General features: G+C 73.0%; 21 protein-coding genes. 10 read left to right on the top strand and 11 right to left on the bottom strand.

Annotated elements, in window-relative coordinates; genetic code table 11:
- The first annotated feature begins 160 nt into the window (after positions 1-160).
- Positions 161-1,573 (top strand): glycoside hydrolase family 15 protein, encoded by a 1,413-nt coding sequence (locus C2865_RS36995; RefSeq protein WP_106403433.1) that lies wholly within the window; start codon positions 161-163, stop codon positions 1,571-1,573.
- 12 nt (positions 1,574-1,585) lie between these two features.
- On the opposite strand, the gene C2865_RS36990 is transcribed toward C2865_RS36995, so the two are convergent.
- A complete protein-coding gene (locus C2865_RS36990) occupies positions 1,586-3,331 on the bottom strand; it encodes a tetratricopeptide repeat protein (protein WP_106403432.1) in 1,746 nt (581 codons plus the stop codon).
- A 235-nt stretch (positions 3,332-3,566) separates the two neighbouring features.
- Complete coding sequence (locus tag C2865_RS36985) at positions 3,567-4,013, bottom strand: SRPBCC family protein (protein WP_106403431.1); 447 nt, start codon at positions 4,011-4,013, stop codon at positions 3,567-3,569.
- Positions 4,014-4,089: 76 nt separating this feature from the next.
- Between C2865_RS36985 and pcrA the strand changes: the two genes are divergently transcribed.
- On the top strand, positions 4,090-6,336 hold the full coding sequence (gene pcrA / locus C2865_RS36980; protein ID WP_106403430.1) for a DNA helicase PcrA: 2,247 nt from the start codon (positions 4,090-4,092) through the stop codon (positions 6,334-6,336).
- Between the two features lie 27 nt (positions 6,337-6,363).
- Here pcrA and C2865_RS36975 read toward each other — a convergent pair whose 3' ends face one another.
- The 3 genes from C2865_RS36975 to C2865_RS36965 all read right to left on the bottom strand — a co-directional run bounded on the left by C2865_RS36975 (position 6,364) and on the right by C2865_RS36965 (position 9,619).
- Positions 6,364-7,755, bottom strand: coding sequence for an LCP family protein (locus C2865_RS36975; RefSeq protein WP_106403429.1), 1,392 nt, complete (start codon positions 7,753-7,755; stop codon positions 6,364-6,366).
- Positions 7,756-7,856: 101 nt separating this feature from the next.
- Entirely contained in the window at positions 7,857-8,450 is a 594-nt protein-coding gene (locus tag C2865_RS36970) for a LuxR C-terminal-related transcriptional regulator (RefSeq protein WP_408608350.1), read from the bottom strand.
- A 29-nt stretch (positions 8,451-8,479) separates the two neighbouring features.
- Positions 8,480-9,619 (bottom strand): ATP-binding protein, encoded by a 1,140-nt coding sequence (locus tag C2865_RS36965; protein WP_106403427.1) that lies wholly within the window; start codon positions 9,617-9,619, stop codon positions 8,480-8,482.
- A gap of 103 nt (positions 9,620-9,722) precedes the next feature.
- Here C2865_RS36965 and C2865_RS36960 point away from each other — a divergent pair, with 103 nt between their 5' ends.
- Both C2865_RS36960 and C2865_RS36955 read left to right on the top strand, forming a co-directional pair.
- Positions 9,723-11,018, top strand: coding sequence for a PspC domain-containing protein (locus C2865_RS36960; RefSeq protein ID WP_106403426.1), 1,296 nt, complete (start codon positions 9,723-9,725; stop codon positions 11,016-11,018).
- Positions 11,005-11,208: a hypothetical protein gene (locus C2865_RS36955; protein ID WP_106403425.1), complete on the top strand. Its 204-nt coding sequence runs from the start codon at positions 11,005-11,007 to the stop codon at positions 11,206-11,208. The genes C2865_RS36960 and C2865_RS36955 overlap by 14 nt, the downstream gene beginning before the upstream one ends.
- On the opposite strand, the gene C2865_RS36950 is transcribed toward C2865_RS36955, so the two are convergent.
- Entirely contained in the window at positions 11,186-11,599 is a 414-nt protein-coding gene (locus tag C2865_RS36950) for a cupin domain-containing protein (RefSeq protein WP_232836021.1), read from the bottom strand. The genes C2865_RS36955 and C2865_RS36950 overlap by 23 nt on opposite strands.
- Positions 11,600-11,830: 231 nt before the next feature.
- Here C2865_RS36950 and C2865_RS36945 point away from each other — a divergent pair, with 231 nt between their 5' ends.
- Positions 11,831-13,015, top strand: coding sequence for an SRPBCC domain-containing protein (locus C2865_RS36945; protein WP_157964070.1), 1,185 nt, complete (start codon positions 11,831-11,833; stop codon positions 13,013-13,015).
- A 9-nt stretch (positions 13,016-13,024) separates the two neighbouring features.
- Here C2865_RS36945 and C2865_RS36940 read toward each other — a convergent pair whose 3' ends face one another.
- From C2865_RS36940 to C2865_RS36935, 3 genes are all read right to left on the bottom strand, one after another.
- A complete protein-coding gene (locus C2865_RS36940; protein WP_198653867.1) occupies positions 13,025-16,393 on the bottom strand; it encodes a bifunctional glycosyltransferase/CDP-glycerol:glycerophosphate glycerophosphotransferase in 3,369 nt (1,122 codons plus the stop codon).
- A gap of 47 nt (positions 16,394-16,440) precedes the next feature.
- A complete protein-coding gene (locus tag C2865_RS40385) occupies positions 16,441-16,605 on the bottom strand; it encodes a hypothetical protein (protein WP_198653866.1) in 165 nt (54 codons plus the stop codon).
- A gap of 97 nt (positions 16,606-16,702) precedes the next feature.
- Positions 16,703-17,605, bottom strand: a complete 903-nt coding sequence (locus C2865_RS36935) for a LysR substrate-binding domain-containing protein (protein WP_232836020.1) — start codon at positions 17,603-17,605, stop codon at positions 16,703-16,705.
- A 120-nt stretch (positions 17,606-17,725) separates the two neighbouring features.
- Between C2865_RS36935 and C2865_RS36930 the strand changes: the two genes are divergently transcribed.
- The 3 genes from C2865_RS36930 (at position 17,726) to C2865_RS36920 (ending at position 19,360) form a co-directional block, all read left to right on the top strand.
- Positions 17,726-18,280 carry a peroxiredoxin gene (locus tag C2865_RS36930; RefSeq protein WP_106403421.1) on the top strand — a complete coding sequence of 185 codons (555 nt, stop codon included), beginning with the start codon at positions 17,726-17,728 and terminating at the stop codon, positions 18,278-18,280.
- A gap of 2 nt (positions 18,281-18,282) precedes the next feature.
- Positions 18,283-18,819, top strand: coding sequence for an alkylhydroperoxidase, AhpD family (locus C2865_RS36925; RefSeq protein WP_106403420.1), 537 nt, complete (start codon positions 18,283-18,285; stop codon positions 18,817-18,819).
- A 79-nt stretch (positions 18,820-18,898) separates the two neighbouring features.
- Positions 18,899-19,360: an NUDIX hydrolase gene (locus C2865_RS36920; RefSeq protein ID WP_106403532.1), complete on the top strand. Its 462-nt coding sequence runs from the start codon at positions 18,899-18,901 to the stop codon at positions 19,358-19,360.
- Here C2865_RS36920 and C2865_RS36915 read toward each other — a convergent pair.
- Positions 19,348-20,346 carry a zinc metalloprotease gene (locus C2865_RS36915; protein WP_106403419.1) on the bottom strand — a complete coding sequence of 333 codons (999 nt, stop codon included), beginning with the start codon at positions 20,344-20,346 and terminating at the stop codon, positions 19,348-19,350. The genes C2865_RS36920 and C2865_RS36915 overlap by 13 nt on opposite strands.
- A gap of 205 nt (positions 20,347-20,551) precedes the next feature.
- Here C2865_RS36915 and guaA point away from each other — a divergent pair, with 205 nt between their 5' ends.
- Positions 20,552-22,108, top strand: coding sequence for a glutamine-hydrolyzing GMP synthase (gene guaA, locus C2865_RS36910; RefSeq protein ID WP_106403418.1), 1,557 nt, complete (start codon positions 20,552-20,554; stop codon positions 22,106-22,108).
- Here guaA and C2865_RS36905 read toward each other — a convergent pair.
- Positions 22,092-22,706, bottom strand: a complete 615-nt coding sequence (locus C2865_RS36905) for a TetR/AcrR family transcriptional regulator (protein WP_106403417.1) — start codon at positions 22,704-22,706, stop codon at positions 22,092-22,094. The two genes, guaA and C2865_RS36905, sit on opposite strands and share 17 nt — an antisense overlap.
- 174 nt (positions 22,707-22,880) lie before the next feature.
- Here C2865_RS36905 and C2865_RS36900 point away from each other — a divergent pair, with 174 nt between their 5' ends.
- Positions 22,881-24,443, top strand: a complete 1,563-nt coding sequence (locus C2865_RS36900; protein WP_106403531.1) for a succinic semialdehyde dehydrogenase — start codon at positions 22,881-22,883, stop codon at positions 24,441-24,443.
- Positions 24,444-24,446: the final 3 nt, after the last annotated feature.

The following is a 24,446-nucleotide window of genomic DNA, read 5'->3' as shown; positions in this document are numbered from 1 at the left end:
CCGGCAGGCAAGCCTAGCCAACCGGTCTCCGCCGCCGGGCCGGTGGGTGCGATTACTAGCCGGTAGTCAAGGGAACACCGGTCATGACCCAACCTTCTGGCAATGTTTGATGTACTTGTCGTGATATTTGTGCATTCCTGTGAAGTTTGGGGGTCAGCGGGTGCGGAGACGGATACGGCGGACCGCCGCCGTCCTCACCCTCCTGGCCATCGTCGCGACCTGCGGCGCCCAGGATCCCGACGGCAGCGCCGCCCGGTGGGACAGCCCGGGACTCGTCGGCGGCGGGGGCTGGCCCTTCCTCAGCAGCCCGCTCGGCGCCGACGACGGCGAAGGCGCCTCCTACCTGCCGGAGAGCTCGGTGGTGCGGCTCGCCGACGGACTGATCCGGCTGATCCCGCACGGCGCGACGGAGCCCGTCACCGTCTCCCCCGCCGACCCGCGGGTCGCCGCCGCCGTCAAGGGCGACCGGGAATGGCTGGAGCGGGGGAAGATCCCCGGCGCCGCGTCGGGGCACCGGGACATGGCCGCCCGCGCCCTGCTCGACCTGCGGCTGCTCACCGCGCCGTCGGGCGCGTCCACCGCCTCCTGGTACGGCATGTGGAACTACGTCTGGCCGCGTGACGCCGCCTTCCACGCGGCGGCCTTCGCCGCCACCGGGCATCTGGACGAGGCCCGCCAGGTGCTGTCGTTCCTGGCCCGGGTGCAGAGCGACGACGGGCGCTGGGCCACCCGCTACCGCGCCAACGGCAGCGCGGTGACCGACGGGCGCTCCATCCAGCTGGACGAGATCGGCTGGGTGTTGTGGGCGTCCTGGTTCACCGGGCGGTACTCCGACCGGGACGGCGAGGTCCGCAGGGGCCGCGGGCACGCCGCGGACGACGGGATCGGCGGGCTCTGGACCATGGTCGAGCGCGCCGCCGACTGGATCACCGACCACCTGGGGGCCGACGGGCTTCCGCCCGCGTCGTCGGACTACTTCGAGCGCCACCCGTCCACCGAGCAGCTCGGCGACCGCCCCACGCTGGGCGTCTCGGCGCCCCTGCTGGCAGGGCTGCGCGGCGCCGCCGCGATCGCCGGGGACCGCCACCCCCGGCAGGCCGAGCGCTGGGGGGCCGCCGCCGAGCGCCTGGACGAGGCCATCCGGCGCGAGTACGGCGTCCACGGCTACCCGCGCTCGCCCCTGAGGGGCGGCAACATGGACGCCTCTGTGACTTTTCTCGCACCTCCTTTCGCGGCCCCCGACCCCGGTGTCACCAGCGCGCTGGCCGTCGCCGCGGACAGGCTGCGCATCCCCGAGAACGGCGGCCTGCTGCCCGGGGAGAACTGGGCGGGCAGCAAGACCCAGGCGTGGACGCCCGAAGTGGCGATGTTCGCGCTGGCCGAGACCGCCTCGGGGCGGGAGACCGGCTGGCTGGACTGGCTCTCGGAGCACCGCACGCCGCTGGGCGTCCTTCCCGAGCGGGTGGACGCCGAGGGCGAGCCGCACTCCGTGGCACCGCTGGGCTGGACGGCCTCCCTGGTGCTGCTGGCGCTGACCGCGCAGGAGGAGCCGCTGCCGGTCCCGCCCGCCTGAGCCCGGGGCGGGTCAGCCGGTGAGGGCCAGCCGGATGTCGAGGTCGTCGGGGTCGAGCTCCAGCGCGCGGGTGAGATCGGCCACGGCCTCGCGTTCGCGTCCGGCGGCGCGCAGCGCCATCGCCCGATTGAACAGCAGCCCCGGCTCCTCCGACAACCCGACGGCCCGGTCCAGGTCCGCGATGGCCTCTTCGATCTTGCCCAGCTCGTAGGCGAGCATGCCGCGTCCCGCCCAGGCCGCCGCGAGCGACGGCTCGCGCCGCAGCGCCTCCTCGAACGCCGCCCAGGCCCGTGCCACGTCGCCGTCGTCGCTCTCCACCTGGCCCAGCGCGCACAGCAGGTACGGGTTGCCCGGGTCGGCCGCCAGGCCCGCCTCCGCGTCGGCGCGGGCCCGCCCGTACTCGCCCCTGGCCGCCAGCAGCCCGGCCCTGTTGACCAGCGCGTCGACGAAACCGGGGTCGAGCTCCAGCGCGTAGTCCAGGTCGGCCAGCGCGCCCTCGTGGTCGCCCCGGGTGAAGCGCACCTCGGCCCGGTTGTAGTAGGCCTCGGGGAACGGCGGCCCCACTCTCATCGCGGTCTCGTAGTCGGCGAGCGCGTCCTCCTCGCGGCCCAGCCGGACCAGGAGGTTGCCGCGGTCGATGTAGTAGTCCGGGTAACCGGGGTCGGCCCCGATCGCCGCGTCCAGGTCGGCCAGCGCGGCGGCGTGCCGGCCGCGCGCGGCCAGCAGCTGGGCGCGGTTGGCGCGCAGCACCATGCGGTGGACCGGCTGGGCGCCCTCGGGCAGGTCGCGGTCGGCGAGCTCGATCGCCTCCTCCACCAGGGCGAGCGCCTCGCCGGGCAGGCCGCGCCGCGCCTGGATGAGCGCCTTGCCGTTGAGGTCGAAGCCGAGCTTGACCGCGCGGTTCTCCCGGTCGGGCAGCAGCCCGCACAACGCGATCCCGATGTTGACCAGGCCGAGCGCCGCCTCCAGGTCGCGCCGCCCGGGGTCGTGGTGGCGGGTCAGGAGCATCGCGTCGGTGTAGGCGATGGTGGACTGCCGCAGCGGGTCGGTGGTGCGGGCCCGCGCGTACGCCAGCAGCTCGGCGGCCTCCTCCTCCCGTTTCAGCGAACCCAGGCCGATGGCCGTCGCGTGGACGATCGCCCACCAGTCGTCGGTGTCCGGCTCGGCGACCTCCTCGTCGAACAGCGCGCGGCGCCCGAGCTCGACCGCGGCCTCGTGGCAGCCCCGCTCCTGGCACCACTCCACGGCCTCGCGGTGGCGCGCCGCGTCCCCGTCCTCCCACAGGCCGGCCCAGAACTCCGCGCGCCCCCCGGTGCCCGGCGCGTCGCAGGTGACGACCGTGAGCCGCGGCACCCGCCGGACCAGCACGTCGATCACCTCGCGGTCGGCGGGGTCGGCCTCGGCGTAGGAGGTGACGAAGAACGTGCACGGCTCGGTGATCGCGTCGCGCACGAACTCGGCGAAGCCGTTCGCGATCCGCAGCGTGCGCTGCGGCGCGGGGACGAGGATGCGCTCGTCGCGGGACAGCGACTCCGAGAGCGTCGTGCGCAGCACCGGGACGGCCAGGTCGGGGGCGATGGCGCGCAGCTCGATGTCGTGCGCGGCCACCACCGGCAGCGGGGCGCGGGGCACCAGCACCCGCGCCAGCGCGGAGGCCGCCGCGTAGGGGCCGCCCAGCCTCCGGTCCGCTCCCGCCGAGGCGAGGACGGGCGGGATGTCCACGGGCACACGCGGTTCGCCTATCTGCAGGTGTGGCACGGCTCCTCCTCCGGGGCATCCCGGTCCGCCCGACCGCCCGGCCCGGGGCTGACCCCGGGTCGACTGGGCGTGGAGCAGCCGGTCATCGACACGTTGAGCAGCCACTATTCCGGCTTCCGAAGTTTTCCACCGAACTTTTGTCCACAGTCGGACATAAGTCACACAGGCCCGTGACAGGCAACCTTCGGGCCGTCTCGGCTGTCGCCCGGACGCCGCGCGGCGCGGGACCCGGCGGTCAGCGCACCGGGCACTTCCCGCCGCAGGCCGAGGCGTGCTCGGCCAGGGAGCCGGACAGCCACCGGGTGAGGAGGCCGAGCGTGCGGCCGACCAGGGCGCCGGTGCCGGGGACGACGGCGCCGCCCCTGGCCTCCCAGTCGATACGGGTGCCGCCCCCGTCGAGCGGGGTGAGCCGGACGTCCGCCCGGTAGTCCCTGATCGGCATGGGGGTCTCCATCACGTAGGCGTAGTGGGCCGGCGGCTCGTAGGCCACCACCCGCTCGCGCATGGGGAAGATCGCGCGGACCGCGCCCACGCCGTCGGGATCGGGGGCGCCGGACCGGGCCCGGCGCGAGCGCGTCGGGACGCGCATCCAGACGGGCCAGGCCCCGGCCTCGGCCAGATGACGGAACACCTGTTCAGGGGAGGCCGTGGTGACTGCGGAGGCGGACGCGGTACGGGTCATGCGCCGACTGTAAGGTGCCGCTTACTCCCGCGACAAGGGGGCTTGTGTCGGCGCGCCCCCGTAGACTCGATGGACGATGTCGACTGCAACCTCACACCCTCTCCTGGACGGCCTCAACCCGCAGCAGCGCGCCGCCGTGACCCACTCCGGCGGGCCGCTGCTCATCGTGGCCGGAGCCGGGTCCGGCAAGACCAGGGTGCTCACCCACCGGATCGCCTACCTGCTGTCGGAGCGGGGCGTGCATCCCGGCGAGATCCTCGCGATCACCTTCACCAACAAGGCCGCCGGGGAGATGAAGGAACGCGTCGACTCCCTGGTCGGGCCGCGTTCGCGCGCCATGTGGGTGATGACCTTCCACTCCGCCTGCGTGCGCATCCTGCGCCGCGAGGCGCACCGGCTGGGCTTCCCCTCCTCCTTCTCGATCTACGACCAGGCCGACTCCCAGCGGCTGATGGCGCTGGTCTGCCGCGAGCTGGACCTCGACCCCAAGCGCTACCCGCCCAAGTCGTTCTCCGCCCAGGTCTCCAACCTCAAGAACGAGCTCATCGACTACGAGACGTTCAAGACCCGCGCCACCACCCACCTGGACCAGGTGCTCGCCGAGGCCTACGAGATGTACCAGGCCCGGCTCCAGCAGGCCGGCGCGATGGACTTCGACGACCTGATCATGACCACGGTCCACGTCCTGCAGATGTTCCCGGACGTCGCCGAGCACTACCGGCGGCGCTTCCGGCACGTCATGGTCGACGAGTACCAGGACACCAACCACGCGCAGTACGAGCTGGTCCGCGAGCTGACCATGCCGGTGGAGGGCCTGGGCGCGGCCGAGCTGTGCGTGGTCGGCGACGCCGACCAGTCGATCTACGCCTTCCGGGGCGCCACGATCCGCAACATCCTGGAGTTCGAGCGGGACTACCCCGAGGCCGTCACGATCCTGCTGGAGCAGAACTACCGCTCCACCCAGACGATCCTGTCGGCGGCCAACGCGGTGATCGAGCGCAACGGCGACCGCAAGCCCAAGCGCCTGTGGTCCGACCAGGGCGAGGGCGCCAAGATCACCGGCTATGTGGCCGACAACGAGCACGACGAGGCGGCCTTCGTGGCCGCCGAGATCGACAGGCTCGCCGACTCCGCCCAGGTCAGGCCCGGTGACGTCGCGGTCTTCTACCGCACCAACGCCCAGTCCCGGGTCTTCGAGGAGGTCTTCATCCGCGTCGGCCTGCCCTACCGGGTCGTCGGCGGCGTGCGCTTCTACGAGCGCAAGGAGATCCGCGACCTGCTGGCCTACCTGCGGGTGCTGGCCAACCCCGAGGACACCGTCTCGCTGCGCCGCGTCCTGAACGTGCCCAAACGCGGCATCGGCGACCGCGCCGAGGCCTGCGTGGAGGCCCACGCCGCCCGCGAGCGGATCTCGTTCTGGCAGGCGCTGCGCGCGGCGCCGGCGGTGCCGGGCCTGGCCGCCCGGTCGCTCAAGTCGATCAACGACTTCGTCGCCCTGCTGGACGAGCTGCGCGCCATGGTGCCCGCCCACGGGCCCGCGGAGATCGTCCAGGCGGTGCTGGAGCGGTCGGGGTACCTGGCCGAGCTCCAGGCCTCCAAGGACCCGCAGGACGAGACGCGGGTCGAGAACCTCCAGGAGCTGGAGAACGTCGCCCGCGAGTTCGAGGACCTCGCCGCGGCCCGCGCCGAGGAGGAGCCCGAGCCCGGCGACGCCGTCCCGCCCGACCAGCTGACCGCCTTCCTGGAGCGGGTGTCCCTGGTCGCCGACGCCGACCAGATCCCCGACGACGGCGAGGGCCTGGTCACCCTGATGACCCTGCACACCGCCAAGGGCCTGGAGTTCCCCGTCGTCTTCCTCACCGGCCTGGAGGACGGGGTGTTCCCGCACCTGCGCGCCCTGGGCAACCCCAAGGAGCTGGAGGAGGAGCGCCGCCTGGCCTACGTGGGCATCACCCGCGCCCGCGAACGCCTGCACGTCTCCCGTGCCGTGATGCGCAGCTCCTGGGGCGCGCCCCAGATGAACCCGCCGTCCCGCTTCCTGGCGGAGATCCCCGACCCGCTGGTCGTCTGGGAGCGGGTGGCCGCCCCGCGCGGCGCGGCCCCCTCGCTGTCCCCGTCGGCGGGCCGCGCGGCGCGCCCGGCGGGCGGCCGTCCCGCGCCGTCCCTGGCCCCCGGCGACCGCGTCACCCACGACTCGTTCGGGCTCGGCACCGTGGTGGCCGTCGACGGCACCGCGGACAAGGCGGCCGCCTCCATCGACTTCGGCGGCGACTACGGCGTCAAGCGGCTGGTCCTGCGCTACGCCCCCGTCGAGAAGTTGTGAGCCGCTGAGGCCCGCTCCGCGCGGGCCTCAGCCGCAGGTCTCGGCCAGCGAGTCCGGCTGCTCGTCCGCGGGCACCGTGCCCGGCGAGGCGGTGGGCGTGGCGGTGGCCGCGGCCTGCCGCGTCTCCGGGGCCCTCACGGGCTCCGTCGCGGGGGTGGTCACCGGGGCCGGCTTCGCCCTGGCCGGGCGGGCGAGCGCGGCGACGACACGCTCCTTGATCAGGTTCCAGTCCGGGTCGGCGGTGCTGATCAGCGGCGGGACGAACTGGATGCTCTTGATGTCCGAGCCCTTGATCCGCCGCGAGAGGTCCATCACCTCGGGCAGCACGTTCTGCGGCAGGTCGGTGGAGACCGCCCGCTTCGTCGCGCTGGCGATCTTGTGGAAGCGGGTCAGCAGGGTGGTCGGCTCGGCCTGCTGGGACAGGGCGTACAGCAGGCACTTCTGCCGCGACATGCGGTGGTAGTCGTCGCTGTTGGTGCGGGTGCGCCCGAACCACAGCGCCTGCTCGCCGCTGAGGTCCTGCACTCCGGCCGGGATCCGTCCCTCGCTGTTCCTGCCGTAGACCAGTTCCTCGGGCACGTTCATCCGGATGCCGCCGACGGCGTCGACGAGCTCGGCGAAGCCCTTCATGTCGACCATGATGTAGTAGTCGACGCGCAGGCCGAGGACACCGCCCACGGTCTGCTTCAGCAGGAGCGGCCCGCGCTGGCCGTCACGCACCCCGGGCACGATCTCGGGGTGGTCCTCGGCCCACTGGAACACCTCGTTGAGCAGGCCCGGCGTGGTGGCGTCGCCCGCACCGGTGAACCCGTCGGGGAAGGCCAGGCGGGACGCCGCGGTGGGCATGGGGACGTGCTCCAGGTTGCGGGGCAGGCTGAAGAGCGTCGTCGCGCCGCGGCGGACGTCGATGCTGGCCACCGTCATGCTGTCGGTGCGCACCCCGAACCGGTTGGGGCCGGCGTCCGCGCCCAGCAGCAGCACGTTCACCCTGTCCCGGCCGCCGAAGGGCTCGTCGCCGTCCTCGCCGTTCTCGGCGAACACGTCGGTCACGAGGTTCTTGGAGACCCGCACCAGCTCCACGCCGTAGGCCAGCGGCGCGACCACCAGCGCGCACAGCACGACGACCCCGGCGACGGCCCAGCGCCCGCCCTCGGCGACCAGCTGGTAGGAGCGGATGATCACGGCGCACCAGACCATGCCCGCCAGGATCAGGGCGGCGGTCAGCGCGTCCAGCCAGACCGGCTGCACCAGCCAGGAGGCGAGCTCCTCGCGCAGCGGCCAGGCCAGCAGCACCGCGCCCGTCAGCAGCGCCAGTTCGAGGGTCAGCAGAAGCGCGCCCGTCACGCGGCGGCCGGTGCGCCAGTGCGCTGTTCCCCACACCGCCGCGGCGGCCAGCGTGATCAGGAGTGTGCGCTTCATCCTCGAGAACTTACCGTTGACAACAAATCCATAACCATTGAACGAGGCAGTTTTACATATGATGCCGATCTTCCCGGAAATGTTCGCTGAAAGTTCAAGTTTCAGACCAATCGCCGCGCCGCCGCCCACCGGCTCAGCTCGTGCCGGTTGGACAGCTGGAGCTTGCGCAGGACGCTGCTCACATGCGTCTCGACCGTCTTCACCGAGATGAACAGCTCCTTGGCGATCTCCTTGTAGGCGTACCCGCGGGCGATGAGCCGCAACACCTCCCGCTCCCGGGCGGTGAGCTGGTCGAGCTCCGGATCGGCCACCGGCGCGGCCGTCGCGCTGAACGCGTCCAGCACGAAACCGGCCAGCCGCGGCGAGAACACCGCGTCGCCCTCGGCCACCCGGCCGATCGCGTCCGTCAGCTCCGGGCCCGAGATCGTCTTGGTGACGTAGCCGCGGGCCCCGCCCCGCACCACCCCGATCACGTCCTCGGCGGCGTCCGACACCGACAGCGCCAGGAACCGGGTCGGCGAGGGCAGCACCCGCCGCAGCACCTCCACTCCCCCGCCGCCCGGCAGGTGCACGTCCAGCAGCACCACCTCGGGCCGGGTCTCGCCGATCACCGCGACCGCCTCGTCGACGTCGGCGGCCTCCCCCACCACCTCGATCTGCGGCCCCAGCTCGGCCTTGACCCCGGTGCGGAACATCTGGTGGTCATCGACCAGCACGACCCGTGTCACTTCTTCAGCTCCAGCCTGATCTCGGTGCCCTCGCCCGGTGCGCTGCGCACCCGCGCGGTGCCGCCGTGCCGTTCCATACGTCCAATGATCGACCCTCGCACACCCATCCGGTCGGCCGGGATCCCGTCCAGATCGAAACCCTTGCCGCGGTCCCGCACGAAGACCTCCAGCCCCTCCTGCGTGACCTCGGCGTACACCGAGATGGCCGGGGCCTCGGAGTACTTCGCCGCGTTCACCAGCGCCTCCCGCGCCGCCTGGACCATCGCGCTGACCCGTTCGTCCAGCGGGCAGTCGCCGACGCAGACCACCTCGACCGGCACGCCGTGGGTGTCCTCCACCTCCGCCGAGACCTCCTTGACCGCCGCGGCGAACAACTGCGAGGAGTCCGACTTGGGCTGGTACAGCCAGGCCCGCAGCTCCCGCTCCTGGGACCGGGCCAGCCGCGCCACCTCCTTGGGATCGTGCGCGCGGCGCTGGATCAGCGTGAGGGTGTGCAGCACCGAGTCGTGGATGTGGGCGGCCACCTCGGCCCGCTCCTGCGACCTGACCCGCTCGGCCCGCTCGGCGTCCAGCTCCTGCCAGAGCTTCACCAGCCACGGGGTGAGGATCACCGTCACCCCGGTGAGGATGATCGCGGTGGCCAGCAGCACCTGCGGGATCTGCTGCGGGCTGACCTTCTGCACGAAGAACCCGCCGATCCCGCTGACCACCAGCAGCATGCCCAGCAGGCCGCGCCACCACATGCCCCGCGTCAGGGTGCTCCAGCGCTCCCGCTGGCGGCGGTCGGTCTGCTGCCACAGCAGCGCCGCGCCCACCCCGATCACCAGCGCCGGCCACAGGGCCAGCTGGGCCACCCCCGACACCCCGGTCACCACGCTCAGCCCGGCCGCCAGCAGGGCGTACACCACCAGCTGCAGCAGGTCGCGGCGGCCCTTCGGCTCGTCGCGCTCGGGGAGCAGCAGCCAGAAGGCGATATAGGCCGCGTAGCCGTAGGGTCCGGCGGCCAGCAGCGCCACGAACGCCAGCCGCACCGCCAGGGGCTCCAGCCCCAGGTGCCCGGCCAGCCCGGCGCAGACTCCGGCCACCAGCCGGCCGTCCTTGGCCCGGTCGAGCCTGGCGATGCCGTTGGAGGTCATGCTCAGATCGTCACATCCCTCGCGTGTACCCGCATCCGGGACCGCCCCCGATCCCGCTCTCAGGGTCGCCTCAGGGTGACCCCGGATACCGCGGAGGCCCGGCATGCGTGAGCATGGACGCATGACCCCCGACAGGTTGTCCCGAGCCCGGGAAGGACGCATCCTCGGCGGAGTGTGCGCCGGGCTCGGCCGCTACACCGGGATCGACCCGCTGGTCTTCCGGGTCGGCTTCGCGCTGCTGGTGTTCGCGTCCTGGTTCGCCCTGCCACTGTACGGCGTGGCGCTGCTGCTCATGCCCGCGGAGGGCGACGAGCCCGCCCCGCTGGAACGCATGACGGGAAGGCTGTTCACCGGAGCGACCGCGCTGACCCTGCTCGGGGTCCTGCTCTGCGCGGGAGTCCTGCTCAGCCTCACCGGCCGCGGCCTGATCAACGGCCTCGGCGGGGACGCCCTGGCCTCCCTGGCGATCGTCCTGCTGATCGCGTTGACCGCCCAGGCCCGGGGCGTCGACCTCGTCGCGGCGGTCCGCACCCTGCCCGACCGGCTGCGGGGGGAGCCGCTGCCCGCCGTGCAGGCCCGGCAGGCGCCCCCTGCCGCCGTCCCGCCGCAGGACCTCCAGGCCGGATGGATCGACCTGGCCACGCTCCGGCCGTTCCAGCCGGGCCCCGCCGCGAAGGAGGCCCGCGTGCCCTCCGCTCCCGCGGAGCCCTCGGGCGCCACCGACCTGCTCGGCCCCGCGGACAAGACGCGGCCCGCGCCCGCCGGAGGGTGCGTCGAACGCACCGGGAAGCGGCCCCCGGTGCTCGCCGGGGTCACCCTGCTCGCGGCCTCGGCGGCGGGGGCGTCCTCGCTCGCCTTCACCTCCGGCCTGCCCGAGATCGCGTCCATGCAGGTGGCGCTCGCCACCGCGCTGGCCGTCGTGGCGCTCGGCCTCGTCGCCGGGACCTGGGCCGGCGGGACCGGCGGGCTGGTCGCGGTCGGGGCGCTGCTGTCGGTGGCGCTGATCGGCAGCGGCACCGCCGCCGACGTGCGGGACGGCGCCCGCTTCGGCGACGTGTCCTGGCGTCCCGTGGACCCCAACGCCACCCAGCCCTACCGGATCGTCGCGGGCCTGGGCGTGCTCGACCTCACCGCGCTGCCGCTGCAGGACGGCGGGCGCTACCGCGTCTTTGCCGAGGTCGGCATCGGCGGCCTGCGCGTGGTGCTGCCCGCCCTCGCCCAGGTGGAGCTGCGCGTCTCGACGGGGCTCGGCGACGTCACCGTCGACAAGCGGATCACCAGCGGGCCCAGGGCCAGGGTCGAGCGCACGCTCCCCGGCGTCGGCGCCAACCCCCCGGTGCTGGAGCTGCACGTCAAGGGCCGGCTCGGCGACCTGGAGGTGGTCCGTGGCCAGGCGTAGGACCGACCTGGGCTCCCTGGCGGCGGGCGCCCTGTTCCTCGCCGTCGCCGCGTTGTTCCTGTTCACCGCGGTCAGCGGGACCGAGGTCCTGCCGTTCGCCTACCAGGCCGTCGCGTTCGTGGCCGCCTTCGCCCTGGTGCTGCTGCTGCGGCGGCGCTCCCACCGGTCTACACGTACAGGTGCAGGGTGACGGCGTAGGCGCTGCCGGGGTTGACGACCTCGTGCATGCTGTCCCCGGCCTGGATGCGGACCCGGTTGGCGCGCAGCGGGCGGGCCACCGCGCCGTCGCCGCCCACGGCCACCTCGGCCAGCTCGCCCGCGATCACGCTCATGATCTGCGCGGCGCCGCCGTGGCCGTGCGCGGGCAGCCGGTATCCGGGCGGCCAGGTGATCAGCCACAGCCCGTCCTCCAGCTCGACCCGCACCCGCTCGGCGGGGTCGAACCGCACCAGGTGCCACCAGCGGCCGGGCCGCGCGGCGGCCTCCTGGAGGCGGGCGGCGAGCTGCCCGACGGTGGGCGGGGCGCCGGTCTCGCGGACCTGGTCGCGCATGGTGATCTCGGGAAAAGTCTCGGTCTTCAAGACGGAGGATCCTTCGGCTGGTCTCCGGGGCTGCGGCCCGCACGGAGGTGAACGGCTGACTGGCGGAGGCGGTCAGCGGCGACAACACGAAGACAGCGCGCCACCGGCGTGGCTGAGGCTCAGTGCGCGCGCGAACATGCTGAGCACTCTACCTGCTCCCTCTCCGTGCCCGCACGGTTTCCCCCCGTCCCGTTGGCACGGGTGTCCCCACGGGACATAAGGTCACCTTCAGTGTCATTCCTGGAGGTCCCCATGGAGCTCGACCACGAGTTCACCGTCGCGACGGACGCGGACACCGCATGGCCGGTGCTCCTGGACGTGGAGCGCATGCACCCGCTGATGCCGGGCGTCACCTACGAGTCCGGGGCGGACGGGGAGTACCGCGGCAGGCTGAAACTCAAGTTCGGCCCCACCACCATCACCTACCGGGGCACCGTCCGCCTCGCCGTCGTCGACGACCTGACCCGCACCGCCATCCTCGAGGTCTCCGCCCGCGAGGCCCGCGGCCAGGGCACCGTCACCGGCTCCTTCCAGGCCGTCGTCCTGCCCGGCGAGGCCGCCGCCGCCCGCGTCGCCCTCCACACCCGCCTCACCTTCACCGGCGGCCGCGCCGCCTCCCTGGGCGACCACCTCGTCCACGACACCGGCGCCCGGCTCCTCACCCGCTTCGCCGCCAACCTCAACACCCTCCTCACCACCCCGACCCCCGAACCCGCACCCACGAAACCCACCGACCCCCCCATCCCGGCAGAGGCGAAGGCCGCACAGACAGAACTCGCCGAACCCGACACCCTTGCGGAAGCCGTGTCCTCGCCGACGGAGGCCGTCGAGACCGCCGCGCCGGCGGAGGCGAAGGCCGCCGAAGCCACCGCGCTCGCCATGCCGCCGGAACCCGGCGCCGCTGTGGAAACCGTGGCCTCGCCGACGAAAATCACCGAAACCGCCACACCGGTGGAGGCAGAGGCCGCCCCGAGCGCCGAAGCCGCACAGATGGAGCACGCCGAGGCCGCCGCATCCACCATGCCGATGGAACCCGACACCCTTGCGGAAGCCGTGTCCTCGCTGGTGGAGGCCGTCGAGACCGCCGCGCAGGCGGAGGTCGCTTCGGGCGTCGAAGCCGCACAGACAGAACATGCCGAAACCGCCGCATCCGCCATGCCGATGGAACCCGACGCCCTTGCCGAAACCGGGACCTTGCCGGTGGAGGTCGCTTCGGGCGTCGAAGCGGGGCGGGCTGGGCTTGCCGGGGGTGTTGCGCTCGGTGTGCCGGTGGAGGCCGCGGGTCGGGGTGAGGGTGATGCGCTGGAGTTGTACGAGCTGACGGAGCGGGCCGGGCGGCTCAGGCGGGTGTTGCCGCTGGCCGGGGTGCTGGTGCTGGTGGTGCTGGTGGTGCGGCGGCTGGTGCGGCGGCGCTGAGCCCGGGGGTCATCTCAGGTCCAGGTGGTCCAGGACCCGGGCGGCCGCCCGGCCGTCGTCGTGGGGGCAGTACCGCTCGACGAAGGCGCGGTGGCGGTCGCCGGGCGGCTGCGGGCGGGTGAGCGCCTCGATCAACTCCTCGGTATCCGCCGCGACGGGGCCGGGGGCCGGCGCCTCGGGGTCGGCGGACAGCAGGACCGCCGGGCGGCCGGTGCCCGCGAAGTCGACCAGGGCCGGGAAGTGGCCGGTCACCAGCACGTCGGCGGCCAGGCACAGCTCGGTGAGGTCGGGCCAGGCCGACACGTCGCGCGCGGAGGCCGACCGCGGCCGGTCGCCGAAGGGGTGGGGCGCCCGCGACAGCAGCACGTGGTCGCCGCCGAGGGCCGCGGCGACCCGGTCCAGGTCGAGGACGGGCTGGAGCGCCGCCCGCCCGCGTGCGCCGCTCGGGCTCCCGGGCACGTACAGCACGACCCGCGCGTCCTGCGGGACGTCCAGGGCGCGGCGCAGCCGCGCGGCGGCCTCGGGAGCCTCCGGCCGGTGCAGCGGGTCGGTGCGGGGGCGGCCGGTGGTGAGGATCTCGCCCCGGTAGCCGAGCGCCTCCCGCAGCCCGGGTTCGAAACAGGCGCTCTGGGCCAGCAGCAGGTCCCACTGCGCGACGTCGTGCTCGCGCCACGACGGGCCCGCCTCCCGGCGCAGCGCCGCTTCCAGCACGCCGCCTCCAGGCGTCCCGAAGGGCGCTCCGTACCAGCCCTGCACGTACGTCTGGCCCGGGGTCCGGGAGTACCAGGGCTCCTGGACGAAGTTCCCGAAGACGTACCGGGCGCCGGCCAGCGCCTCGAGGTGTTCGCGGCCGCCCGCCTGGACGAGCCGCGCGCCCTCGGGCGCGGGGAAGGAGCCGTCCGCCGACACCCACACGCACTCGACGCCCAGCGAGCGGCTCCGCAGCTCCTCGAAGAGGGCGCGCGGGTCGCCGGAGCACTCCCGCCCCCGGTAGGAGTCGAAGAGCGCGAGGTCGCGGACGGGCTGGGCGCGCCGCTCCCGGTAGACCGTGCGCAGCAGCACGCCGCGGGCGTACCGGCCGCGCTCGTCGCCGTGCGGCCCGGCCTTGGCCCGCAGCTCCAGCGCGTCCATGCGGTAGACCTCGGGCGCGTACTCGTGCGTGCCGCACACGCGCGGCCCGGGCAGCGCGCGCAGGACGTCGCGGGCGACCAGCACCGCGGCCCCGCCCAGGTGGAGCGTCCACCTCCCGCCGCCCAGCGCCGTCTCGCCGAACGGGCGGGGCATGCGCTGCGGCCGCAGCACCGCGGTGAAGTCGCCGTCCCGCCACTCCAGGGGAACCCGGTGCTCCTCGCCGGTCCGCCGGTGCCGCAGCACCAGCTCCGGCGGCCGGTCCTCGCCGCGGTAGGAGCCGGTGAGCTCCAGCCGCCCGTCCCCGGCCCAGGCCACCTGGCGCACCACCGGCCTGGGGCGGCGCACCAGCAGGCGCAGCACCCCGTGCCTGGTCCGGCTCACCGCCAGCTCGCCGCCGGGCACCGGGTGGGTGCCGTCGGGGCAGTCGGACTGGACCCGGAACCCGCCCAGCCGCACCTCCCACGCCCCGGCGGACAGCCCGCCCGCGGCCCGTCCGGCGACCGGCACCTCGACCCGGAAGCGCAGCCCGTTCACCTCGGCCGCCAGGCGCACCCTGGCGTCCTTGCGGGCGAGCACCAGCTGCAGCGGCCCCAGCGGGGTGCGCGTCAGCGTGCCCTCCAGGATCAGCCGCTCGCCTTCGAGCCGGTGCGCGACGAGTGTGGCCTCCTGCGGGCGCACCCGCAGCACGTACTCGCCCCCGTCCTCGCCGGCCTCCACGCGCAGGACGGCGTTCATCCGCTCCAGCCGCACGGCCGTGGGCCACTTCTGCACCGTCGAGCGCGGCGCGGCCGGCGTGCTGCGCAGCCGCACCCCCTGGTTGGTCACCTCCACCTGGAGCCGCCAGTCCGACGGGCGCAGCCGCCCCAGGACCCGCAGCGACGAGGCGGGCACGCGGGCGCGGAAGCCGGAGCGGTCGTAGCACAGGAGGTCCTGCCCGGAGTCGGCGGTGACGTCCGGCCGGTCCACCCGCTCCAGCGGCACCCTGATCCGCCCGAACCTGTCGACCGGCCGCAGCCACAACCGGATCCGCGACTCCTCGGCCTCCAGGTGCCGGATGTAGGCGTGCCCCTCCAGCTCCAGGGTGTCGTCCACCCAGGCGGCGCGGTCGATCCTGGCCACCGCCTCCAGCTCGCGCGTCACGTCGCACAGGCCGTGCGGCACGCTGTCGGCGAAGGGGTAGCGCGCGTGCCAGTGCCTGCCGTCGCGCACCACGGGCACCGTGCGGTGGCCGCCGGCCTTCTGCGCCAGCAGCAGCTCCCGCAGGTCCGCCAGGCGCTCCTGGCGCAGCAGGTGCAGGCGCAGCCGCTGGTAGGCCGTCATCCACCCGGCCGCCTCGGGGCCCAGCTCACCGGCCAGCCGGACGGCCAGCTCCGTCGCCTCGGCCAGCGCCGCGGCGTCCGCGCCGGCCTCCGGCGGGCCCGGCTCGACGGTCAGCGCGCTGAAGAACACCCGCAGCTCGATCTCGAGCAGCACGTGCCGGTCGTAGGCGGGCACCAGCCCCGGCGCCCGCACCCCCAGCTCGTGCCGCACGCACTCGGCGGACCGCAGCCGCTGCAGGAGGTTCGCCGGGTCGTGGCGCTCCTCGGTGATGGAGCCCGGCCGCCTGCGCCAGTGGTAGACGGTGCGGTTCAGCACGTCCACGGCACGGGCGACGGCGTGCGCGGTGAGCACGACCGGCGGGTCCTCGTACAGCCCGGTCGGAAAGGTGAAGCCGTGCTCGTCCCAGAAGGAGCGCCGGTACACCTTGTTCCACGGGGTGCGGTCGCGCACCAGCAGCGGGTGGTCGCCGGCGCGGGTGCGCTCCCTGTGCTCGGTGAAGATGTCGCGGTGCAGCGACGACTGCCACGTCCTGCCCTCCGACATGCGCAGGACGTTGCCCGCGGCGAAGTCCGAGCCGGTGCGCTCCAGGGAGCGCACCAGCAGCCGGTAGGCGTCGGGCGGCACCACGTCGTCCCCGTCGGCGAACGCCAGGTACCTGCCGGTCGCGTGGGCGACGCCGGTGTTGCGGGCGGGTCCCGGCCCGGCGTTCTCCTGCTGGACGAGCCGGAACCGGGGGTCGCGCTCGGCCATCGCCTTGGCGGCGACCGCGCCGTCGTCGGCGGAGCCGTCGTCCACCATGACGACCTCGAGCTCCGGGTAGGTCTGCCCGGCCAGCGAGGCCAGGCAGTCCGGGAGGTAGCCGGCGAGGTCGTGGAACGGGACGATCACGCTGAGCAGAGGCGACGGGGAGCCGCTCCGGAGATGCAACACAGCCTCCTGGGACCTGGAAAACGTGGCCGGTGACCCGCGGTCGGTCAGGAGCGGCTCAGCAGGCGGCGGACCCGCATCGGCCGGGCCAGCAGCCACTCGTCGTCGAGGTCGGCGGGATCCGCTCCCGCGTGCAGGAGGTCCTCGGCCATCACCAGCTCGGCTTCGGTACGCCTGCCGCGCGCGGAGAGGTCCATAGGAGTCTTTGCCATGAACATGCCCTCCAGAATCATCACGTTGGGCAACCATTCTGTACCTCAAAGTGACGACCAGGCGGCACGTTGACGAATTTTCTCGCGGGCCGGGGTTTCAGCCCGCGACCCGGACCCGCCACCCCCGGGCCCGGACGGCCTCCCGCACCACTTTGGCGAGCAGCGCGAACTCCGACGCCCGGGGCGAGGTCGCCCGGTGCGCCAGGCCGATCACCCGCCGGGGCGCCGGCTCGTCGAACCGCCGGACGGTCATCCCCACTCGTGCGGTTTCTGCCGGAACCGCCGACTCTGGAAGCAAAGTCACTCCGAGTCCGCCCGCGACCAGGTGCACCAGCGTGGTGAGGCTGGTGGCGTACGTCGCCGCGGCCGCCCGCGCGCCGACCTCGCGGCAGACCTCCAGCGCCTGGTCGCGCAGGCAGTGCCCCTCGTTCAGCAGCAGCACGTCGAAGTCGCCGAGCGCGTCGCGGGCCACCGGCTCGTCGACCTCGTAGCCGCCGGGCGCGGCCAGCAGGAAGTCCTCCTCGTACAGCGGCAGCTCCGTCAGCCCCGGCGCGGTGACCGGCAGCGCCAGCACCACCACGTCGAGCCGGCCCGCCATCAGCTCGGCCACGCAGTAGGCGGTCTGCTCCTCGCGCACCGCCAGCTCCATCCGGGGGAACTCCTCCCGCAGCGCGGGCAGGACCGTGGGCAGCAGGTACGGCGCCACGGTCGGGATGGCGCCCAGCCGCAGCGGGCCGCCGAGCGGGCCGCTGTCGGCGGCGGCCTCCTCGGACAGCCGGTCGAGCTCGGCCATGACGGTGGCGGCGCGGCGCGCCACCCGCTCGCCGGCCGGGGTGAGCAGCACCTTGCGGGTGGTACGTTCCAGCAGCCGCGTGCCCAGGGAGTCCTCCAGCGCCGCGACGGCGCCGGAGAGGGCCGGCTGGCTCATGCGCAGCGCCGAGGCCGCCTCGCGGAAGTGCAGGTGCTCGGCCACGGCGAGGAAGGCTCTCAGCTGGGCCACGGTCGGGCGGCTGATAAGGAACTCCTATCACGGACATCCCGGGGGGCTGATTTCTCACATGACGATACCTGCGAGATCCTGGATACCGTCCACCCGTCTCAGTTCCTGAGGGAGTGCCCTGTGCTTACGATCGGTGACCAGTTCCCGGCCTACTCGCTGACCGCCTGCGTCTCGCTCGACGCCGACAACGCGTTCGAGACCATCGACGAGAAGTCCTACGAGGGCAAGTGGCGGGTCGTGTTCTTCTGGCCCAAGGACTTCACCTTCGTGTGTCCGACCGAGATCGCCGAGTTCGGCCGCCTCAACGAGGACTTCGCCGACCGCGACGCCCAGGTCCTGGGCGTCTCCACCGACAACGAGTTCGTGCACTACAACTGGCGCAAGAACCACGAGGACCTGCGCGACCTGCCCTTCCCGATGCTCTCGGACCTCAACCGGGACCTGTGCACCGAGCTGGGCATCCTGACCAAGGACGGCGTCGCGCAGCGCGCCACCTTCATCGTCGACCCCGACAACGAGATCCAGTTCGTCATGGTCACCGCCGGTTCCGTGGGCCGCAACGTCAAGGAGGTCCTGCGGGTCCTCGACGCCCTGCAGTCGGACGAGCTGTGCCCCTGCAACTGGAACAAGGGCGAGAACACCCTGGACGCCGGCAAGCTGCTCGCGGACGCCTGATCATGAGCATCGACAGCCTGAAGAGCGCCCTTCCGTCCTACGCCAAGGACATCAAGCTCAACCTGGGCTCGGTGACCGGCACCTCGCAGCTGAGCGAGCAGCAGCTGTGGGGCACGGTGCTCGCCACCGCGCTGGCCACCCGGAGCGCCCAGGTGATCGCGGCCGCCTCCGCCGAGGCCGGCGACTACCTCAGCGCCGAGGCGTTCGAGGCCGCCAAGTCCGCCGCCGCGATCATGGCGATGAACAACGTGTACTACCGCTCGACCCACCTCATCGGTGACGAGACCTACTCCACCCTCCCGGCGAAGCTGCGCATGAGCGTCATCGCCAAGCCAGGTGTGGAGAAGGTCGACTTCGAGCTGTGGTGCCTGGCGGTCTCTGCCGTCAACGGCTGCGGCCGCTGCCTGGAGTCCCACGAGAAGGTCCTCCGCGAGGCGGGCATGTCGCGGGAGCTGGTCCAGGAGGCGCTGCGCATCGCCGCCGTCGTCAACGCCACCGCCGCCGTCCTCGAGGCGGAGAAGGCACTCACGACCGTCTGATCGGTCGATATCCGAAAGGCCCCCGCGGAAGCCTCTTTCCGCGGGGGCCTTCCGCGTGCCCGGCCGGTACGGTTGGCCGATGGACGATCTGCCGGCCCGGCTGTGGCGCGGAATCCGCGGCTCCTACCAGTGGCGGTTGTTGTGGCTGGCGCACGCGAAGTTCAACTGCGGGATCACCGGCGTCGTCCGCGCCCCGGACGGGCGGGTCCTGCTGCTGCGCCACCGGTTGTGGCCCCTCGGCCGGCAGTGGGGGTTCCCCACCGGTTACGCCCGCGCGGGCGAGCGCCACGAGGACACGATCGCCCGCGAGCTGCGGGAGGAGACGGGCCTGTCGGCGGAGGTCGGCCGGCTGCTGAAGGTGACCAGCGGGTACCGGCTGCGGATCGAGGTCGCCTACGACGCCGTCCTGACCGGCGGCCTGGAGGGGCTGCGCCTGGAGCGGCGCGAGATCCTCGAGGCCCGGCTGTTCCCGCCGGACGGGCTGCCCGAGGGCCTGCTCCCGGCCCACCGCGAGCTGCTGGCCCTGGCTCAGGGGCGGTAGCGCTCCCAGGCGTTGCGCATCCGCTCGACCTGCCCCTCGGTGAACTCCGTCATGCACCTGTCGTACCCGTAGTCCATGAAGTTGTGGATCGGGTCGCGCCCCCAGGCGGGGCAGCTGTCGGGCGCGTTCTCCGGGCAGCCGTTGGTGGGCTCCTTCTGGGAGGGGGTGTCGCCGACGAGGTCGCCGGCCGCGCACCCGTCCCGTTCGGGGTAGTCGCGTCCGAAGGTGTGGTAGAGGCCGAGCCAGTGCCCGACCTCGTGCACCGCGGTGTACCCCAGGTCGTAGTCCTTGATCTTCCCGCCGGGCAGGCTGGCGTGGTGGACGACCACCCCGTCCTGCTTGGGGCTCTTCCGGTAGTCCCACGGCATGCTCGCCCAGCCGAGCAGCTCGGTCCCCAGCTCGGCGGTGTAGATGTTGAGCGTGCTGTCGCCGCCCTTGCGCAACTTCTTCTTGAAGGCCGTCTCGTACCGGCGCGGCTGCTTGAACCAGCCCTTGTTCTTCGTCCAGGTGATCTTCTTCAGATAGAAGTTGATCCCGGCGTCGGCCCCGCCCGCGGCGCCCCGGTAGGCGGCGTCCAGGACCTTGATCTGCTCGTTCACCGCCTTCTTGGTGATCTTGCCCTTCCTGCCGTCGTGCAGCACGTGGAAGTGGACCGGGACGTGGATCCGCTTCCTGTCGCCGGTGCCGCGCAGCAGCCTCCCGGTGATCTCCTGCCGGTCCAGCTCCCGCTCGACCTGCTCGGCGACCCGCGGGCTCACCCGGGAGCCCGGCTCGGCCACCCGCGAGCCCGCCCGCACCCGCGCCTGCGAGTGGTCGGCGTGGTCGGCGTGCCCGGCGTGGGCGTGGGGGTCCTGCCCGGTGACGCAGATCTCCGTCCGGTCCGGGGGGAGGGCGACGACCGGCTCGGGCGCCTGCGCGATCCGGGGGACGGAGACGGCCGCCGCGGCCGCCAGTCCGAGCACGGCGTACTTCCCTGCGCGCTTCACGGGGCTCCTCGGGGGATCGGGCGTTCGGGGGAGGCGGGGGGCTCAGGTTCCTACCGGGGGGGAGGTTGATGACGAATGTACAAGAAAGTACCTGGAGAAAACCGGCGGACCTTTAACGTTCCGGGCACCTGGGGAGCAGCGTTCACGCACGGTGGGAGCCCGTAGACTGGGGCCACTCCCTGTCTTCGCCGCGAAAGGCTCTCCCGTGCCCGTGACCGAACAGTCGTTCGACACTGTTCTCGTCGTTGACTTCGGCGCGCAGTATGCGCAGCTGATCGCCCGGCGTGTCCGGGAATGCCACGTGTTCAGCGAGATCGTGCCGTCCACCATGCCCGTCAGCGAGATGCTGGCCAAGAGGCCCAAGGCGATCATCCTGTCCGGCGGGCCCTCCTCGGTGTACGAGCCGGGCGCCCCCGCGGTGCCCGAGGACATGTTCACCTCGGGCGTCCCGGTCCTGGGCATCTGCTACGGCTTCCAGGCGATGGCCCAGACCCTGGGCGGCGTGGTCGAGCGCACCGACGTCGCCGAGTACGGCCGCACCGACCTGGACGTGCTGGGCGGCTCGCTGTTCGAGGGCCTGCCCGTGGCGCAGAAGGTGTGGATGTCGCACGGCACCTACGCCAGCCGCGCCCCCGAGGGCTTCACGGTCACCGCGACCACGGCCGTCACCCCCATCGCCGCCTTCGAGAACCCCGAGGCCGGCCTGTACGGCGTGCAGTTCCACCCCGAGGTGATGCACACCGAGCACGGCAGGACGGTGATGAAGCGCTTCCTGGAGCTGGCGGGGGTCCGCCCCACCTGGACGATGGTCAACATCGCCGAGGAGTCGATCGAGCGGATCCGCCGCCAGGTCGGCGACAAGCACGCCATCTGCGGCCTGTCGGGCGGCGTGGACTCCGCGGTGGCCGCCGCGCTGGTCCAGCGCGCCATCGGCGACCAGCTGACCTGCGTGTACGTCGACCACGGCCTGATGCGCAAGAACGAGTCCGAGCAGGTCGAGAAGGACTTCGTCGCGTCCACCGGCGTGAAGCTGCACGTGGTGGACGCCGAGGAGCGCTTCCTGTCCGCGCTGGCCGGGGTGACCGACCCCGAGGAGAAGCGCAAGATCATCGGCCGGGAGTTCATCCGGGTCTTCGAGGCGGCGGCCCGCGAGATCTCCGCCGCCGAGGACGTGGAGTTCCTGGTCCAGGGCACCCTGTACCCCGACGTGGTGGAGTCCGGCGGCGGCACCGGCGCCGCCAACATCAAGTCCCACCACAACGTCGGCGGCCTGCCCGAGGACCTGAGGTTCTCCCTGATCGAGCCGCTGCGCACGTTGTTCAAGGACGAGGTGCGGGCGCTGGGCGAGCAGCTCGGCCTGCCGCCGGAGATCGTCTGGCGCCAGCCCTTCCCCGGCCCCGGCCTGGGCATCCGCATCATCGGCGAGGTCACCAGGGAGCGGCTGGACCTGCTGCGCGAGGCCGACGCGATCGCCCGCGAGGAGCTGACCCGCGCCGGGCTCGACCGCGACGTGTGGCAGTTCCCGGTCGTGCTGCTGGCCGACGTGCGCTCGGTGGGCGTGCAGGGCGACGGCCGCACCTACGGCCACCCGGTGGTGCTGCGCCCGGTCAGCAGCGAGGACGCGATGACCGCCGACTGGTCGCGCCTGCCCTACGACCTGCTGGAGCGCATCTCCACCCGGATCACCAACGAGGTGCGCGAGGTCAACCGCGTGGTGCTGGACGTCACCAGCAAGCCCCCGGGCACTATCGAGTGGGAGTAGGCGCCTGGCCCAGCACCAGCCGCATCGCCCTGTCGTAGACCCCGGCCGGCATCCGGTCGGGGTCCAGCAGGTGCTGCAGGGCCAGTCCGAGCTCCATCGCCATGGCGAGGATCGCGCGCTCCTGCGCCGGCAGGCCGGGCCCGCCGGCCGGCTCCCCGCCCGGCTCCACGCCGTCCGGTTCCGTTCCGGGCGGCGTGTCGCGTTCCAGCCGCTCGGCCAGCTCGGCGCGCTGGCACTGGTACCAGTCGGCGATCCGCCAGCCCGCCGAGTAGTCGCGCATGCCGTACAGCCAGAACTCCACCAGGAGCTGGCCCAGCAGCCGGTCCTCGTCGTCGTCGCCGTCCCAGCGCCGGCCCAGGCCCTCGCCGTGGGTGGTGCAGCGCTCCAGGAGGGCGAAGAGCAGGTCGGCCTTGCCGGTGAAGTTGGAGTACACCGCGCCCTTGGTGAGTCCGGCCGCGCCGGCGATGTCGTCCAGGGACGCCCCGTGGATGCCGCGTTCGGCCCACAACCGCTGCGCGGCGTCCAGGAGCGCGTTGCGGGTCCGTGTCCGCTTCTCCTGGCGGCCGGCTTTCCCGTTCCGTCGTGTGGAAGCAGCCATGCGTACCCCTCCCTGAGATTCTCCTCTTCCAGATACACCGGACGGCACCGGTCTTTCTCGTCTTTCCGGATGTGGACCGGTCCAAAATAGTGAGCCGTTCCACAATGACCGGGTGGCCATTTTGGGTTACCTGCGGGTATCCAAATCTGGCCGCTCGGTCATATGCTGACCGGCATGGCAACCCAGACGGCTTCCTCCCGCCCCCTGCCCGACGCTGTCATCGCCAGGGTCACCGGCCTGGTGAACTCCTCCGGAGCCGCCACCGTGATCAACGCGCCGTTCACCGGCGACCCCCTGGCCACCCTGCCGCTCTCCACCGCCCAGGACGTGGAGAATGCCTACGCCAAGGCCCGCGCCGCCCAGCGCGAGTGGGCCCGGCGCTCCCCCGCGGCGCGCTCCGAGACCGTCCTGCGCTTCGTCGACGCGTTCATCGCCCGCCGCGACGAGATCCTGGACATCCTGCAGTGGGAGACGGGGAAGGCCCGCCGCCACGCCTTCGAGGAGTTCCTGGACGTCACCCTCGGCCCGCTGTACTACGCCCGCCGCGCCGCCGGGCTGCTGGCGCCCAAGCGCCGCCAGGGCGCCTTCCCGCTGGCCGTGAAGACCTACGAGTACCGCCAGCCCAAGGGCGTGGTCGGCATGATCACCCCGTGGAACTACCCCATCAGCATGGGCGTCGGCGACACCATCCCGGCGCTGCTGGCCGGCAACGCCGTCGTGCACAAGCCCGACACCCAGACCGCGCTGAGCGTGCTGTGGTGCGTCGACCTGATGATCGAGTGCGGGCTGCCCCGCGACCTGTGGCAGGTCGTCCTCGGCGAGCCCGGCGAGATCGGCGACGCCCTCATCGAGGGCGCCGACTACATCGCCTTCACCGGCTCCACCCGCGCCGGACGGCTCATCGCCGAGAAGGCCGCGCCCCGGCTCATCGGCTACTCGCTGGAGCTCGGCGGCAAGAACCCGATGATCGTCCTGGAGGACGCCGACCTGGACAAGGCCGCCCGCGGCGCCGTCCGGGCGTGCTTCAGCAACGCCGGGCAGCTGTGCATCTCCATCGAGCGGCTGCTGGTCCACGAGAAGGTCCACGACGCCTTCCTCGCGAAGTTCGCCGCCGAGACCAAGGCGATGAAGCTCGGCTCGTCCCTGGACTTCGAGCCGCAGATGGGCTCGCTGACCCACCGGCGCCAGCTCGAGGCCGTCACCGCGCACGTCGAGCAGGCCGTCGCGGCCGGGGCGACGGTCGTCGCGGGCGGCAGGGCCCGGCCCGACCTCGGCCCGCTGTTCTACGAGCCGACCATCCTCACCGGGGTCACCACCGAGATGGACCTGTGCGCCGACGAGACGTTCGGGCCCGTCGTCAGCGTCTACCGGTTCGCCACCGAGGAGGAGGCGATCGAGCGGGCCAACGACACCCGCTACGGCCTGAACGCCTCGGTCTGGACGCGCGACCACGCCCGCGGCCGCCGCGTCGGCTCCCGGATCCAGGCCGGCACGGTCAACGTCAACGAGGGCTACGGCGCGGCCATGGCCTCCCACGACGCCCCCATGGGCGGCATGAAGCAGTCCGGTGTCGGCCGCCGCCACGGCGCCGAGGGACTGCTGAAGTACACCGAGGTGCAGACGCTCGCCGCCAGCCGGTTCATGGAGCTGGACGCCCCTCCCGGCGTCCCGTACGCCAGGTACGCCGACCTGCTCACCGCCTCCCTCAAGACGCTCAAGCGCCTTCGGCTCAAGTGAGGG

It is taken from the genome of Actinocorallia populi, assembly GCF_002995495.1.
GTDB classification, from domain to species: domain Bacteria; phylum Actinomycetota; class Actinomycetes; order Streptosporangiales; family Streptosporangiaceae; genus Actinocorallia; species Actinocorallia populi.
This window is presented reverse-complemented; position numbering and strand designations above follow the sequence as displayed.

Bases quoted from the DNA above. Each gene is read 5' to 3' on its own strand.
- C2865_RS36985 (WP_106403431.1), bottom strand. From the start codon at position 4,013: ATGACCCGTACCGCGTCCGCCTCCGCAGTCACCACGGCCTCCCCTGAA.
- pcrA (WP_106403430.1), top strand. From the start codon at position 4,090: ATGTCGACTGCAACCTCACACCCTCTCCTGGACGGCCTCAACCCGCAG.
- C2865_RS36975 (WP_106403429.1), bottom strand. From the start codon at position 7,755: ATGAAGCGCACACTCCTGATCACGCTGGCCGCCGCGGCGGTGTGGGGA.
- C2865_RS36970 (WP_408608350.1), bottom strand. From the start codon at position 8,450: ATGTTCCGCACCGGGGTCAAGGCCGAGCTGGGGCCGCAGATCGAGGTG.
- C2865_RS36965 (WP_106403427.1), bottom strand. From the start codon at position 9,619: ATGACCTCCAACGGCATCGCCAGGCTCGACCGGGCCAAGGACGGCCGG.
- C2865_RS36960 (WP_106403426.1), top strand. From the start codon at position 9,723: ATGCGTGAGCATGGACGCATGACCCCCGACAGGTTGTCCCGAGCCCGG.
- C2865_RS40385 (WP_198653866.1), bottom strand. From the start codon at position 16,605: ATGGCAAAGACTCCTATGGACCTCTCCGCGCGCGGCAGGCGTACCGAA.
- C2865_RS36925 (WP_106403420.1), top strand. From the start codon at position 18,283: ATGAGCATCGACAGCCTGAAGAGCGCCCTTCCGTCCTACGCCAAGGAC.
- C2865_RS36920 (WP_106403532.1), top strand. From the start codon at position 18,899: ATGGACGATCTGCCGGCCCGGCTGTGGCGCGGAATCCGCGGCTCCTAC.
- C2865_RS36905 (WP_106403417.1), bottom strand. From the start codon at position 22,706: ATGGCTGCTTCCACACGACGGAACGGGAAAGCCGGCCGCCAGGAGAAG.
- C2865_RS36900 (WP_106403531.1), top strand. From the start codon at position 22,881: ATGGCAACCCAGACGGCTTCCTCCCGCCCCCTGCCCGACGCTGTCATC.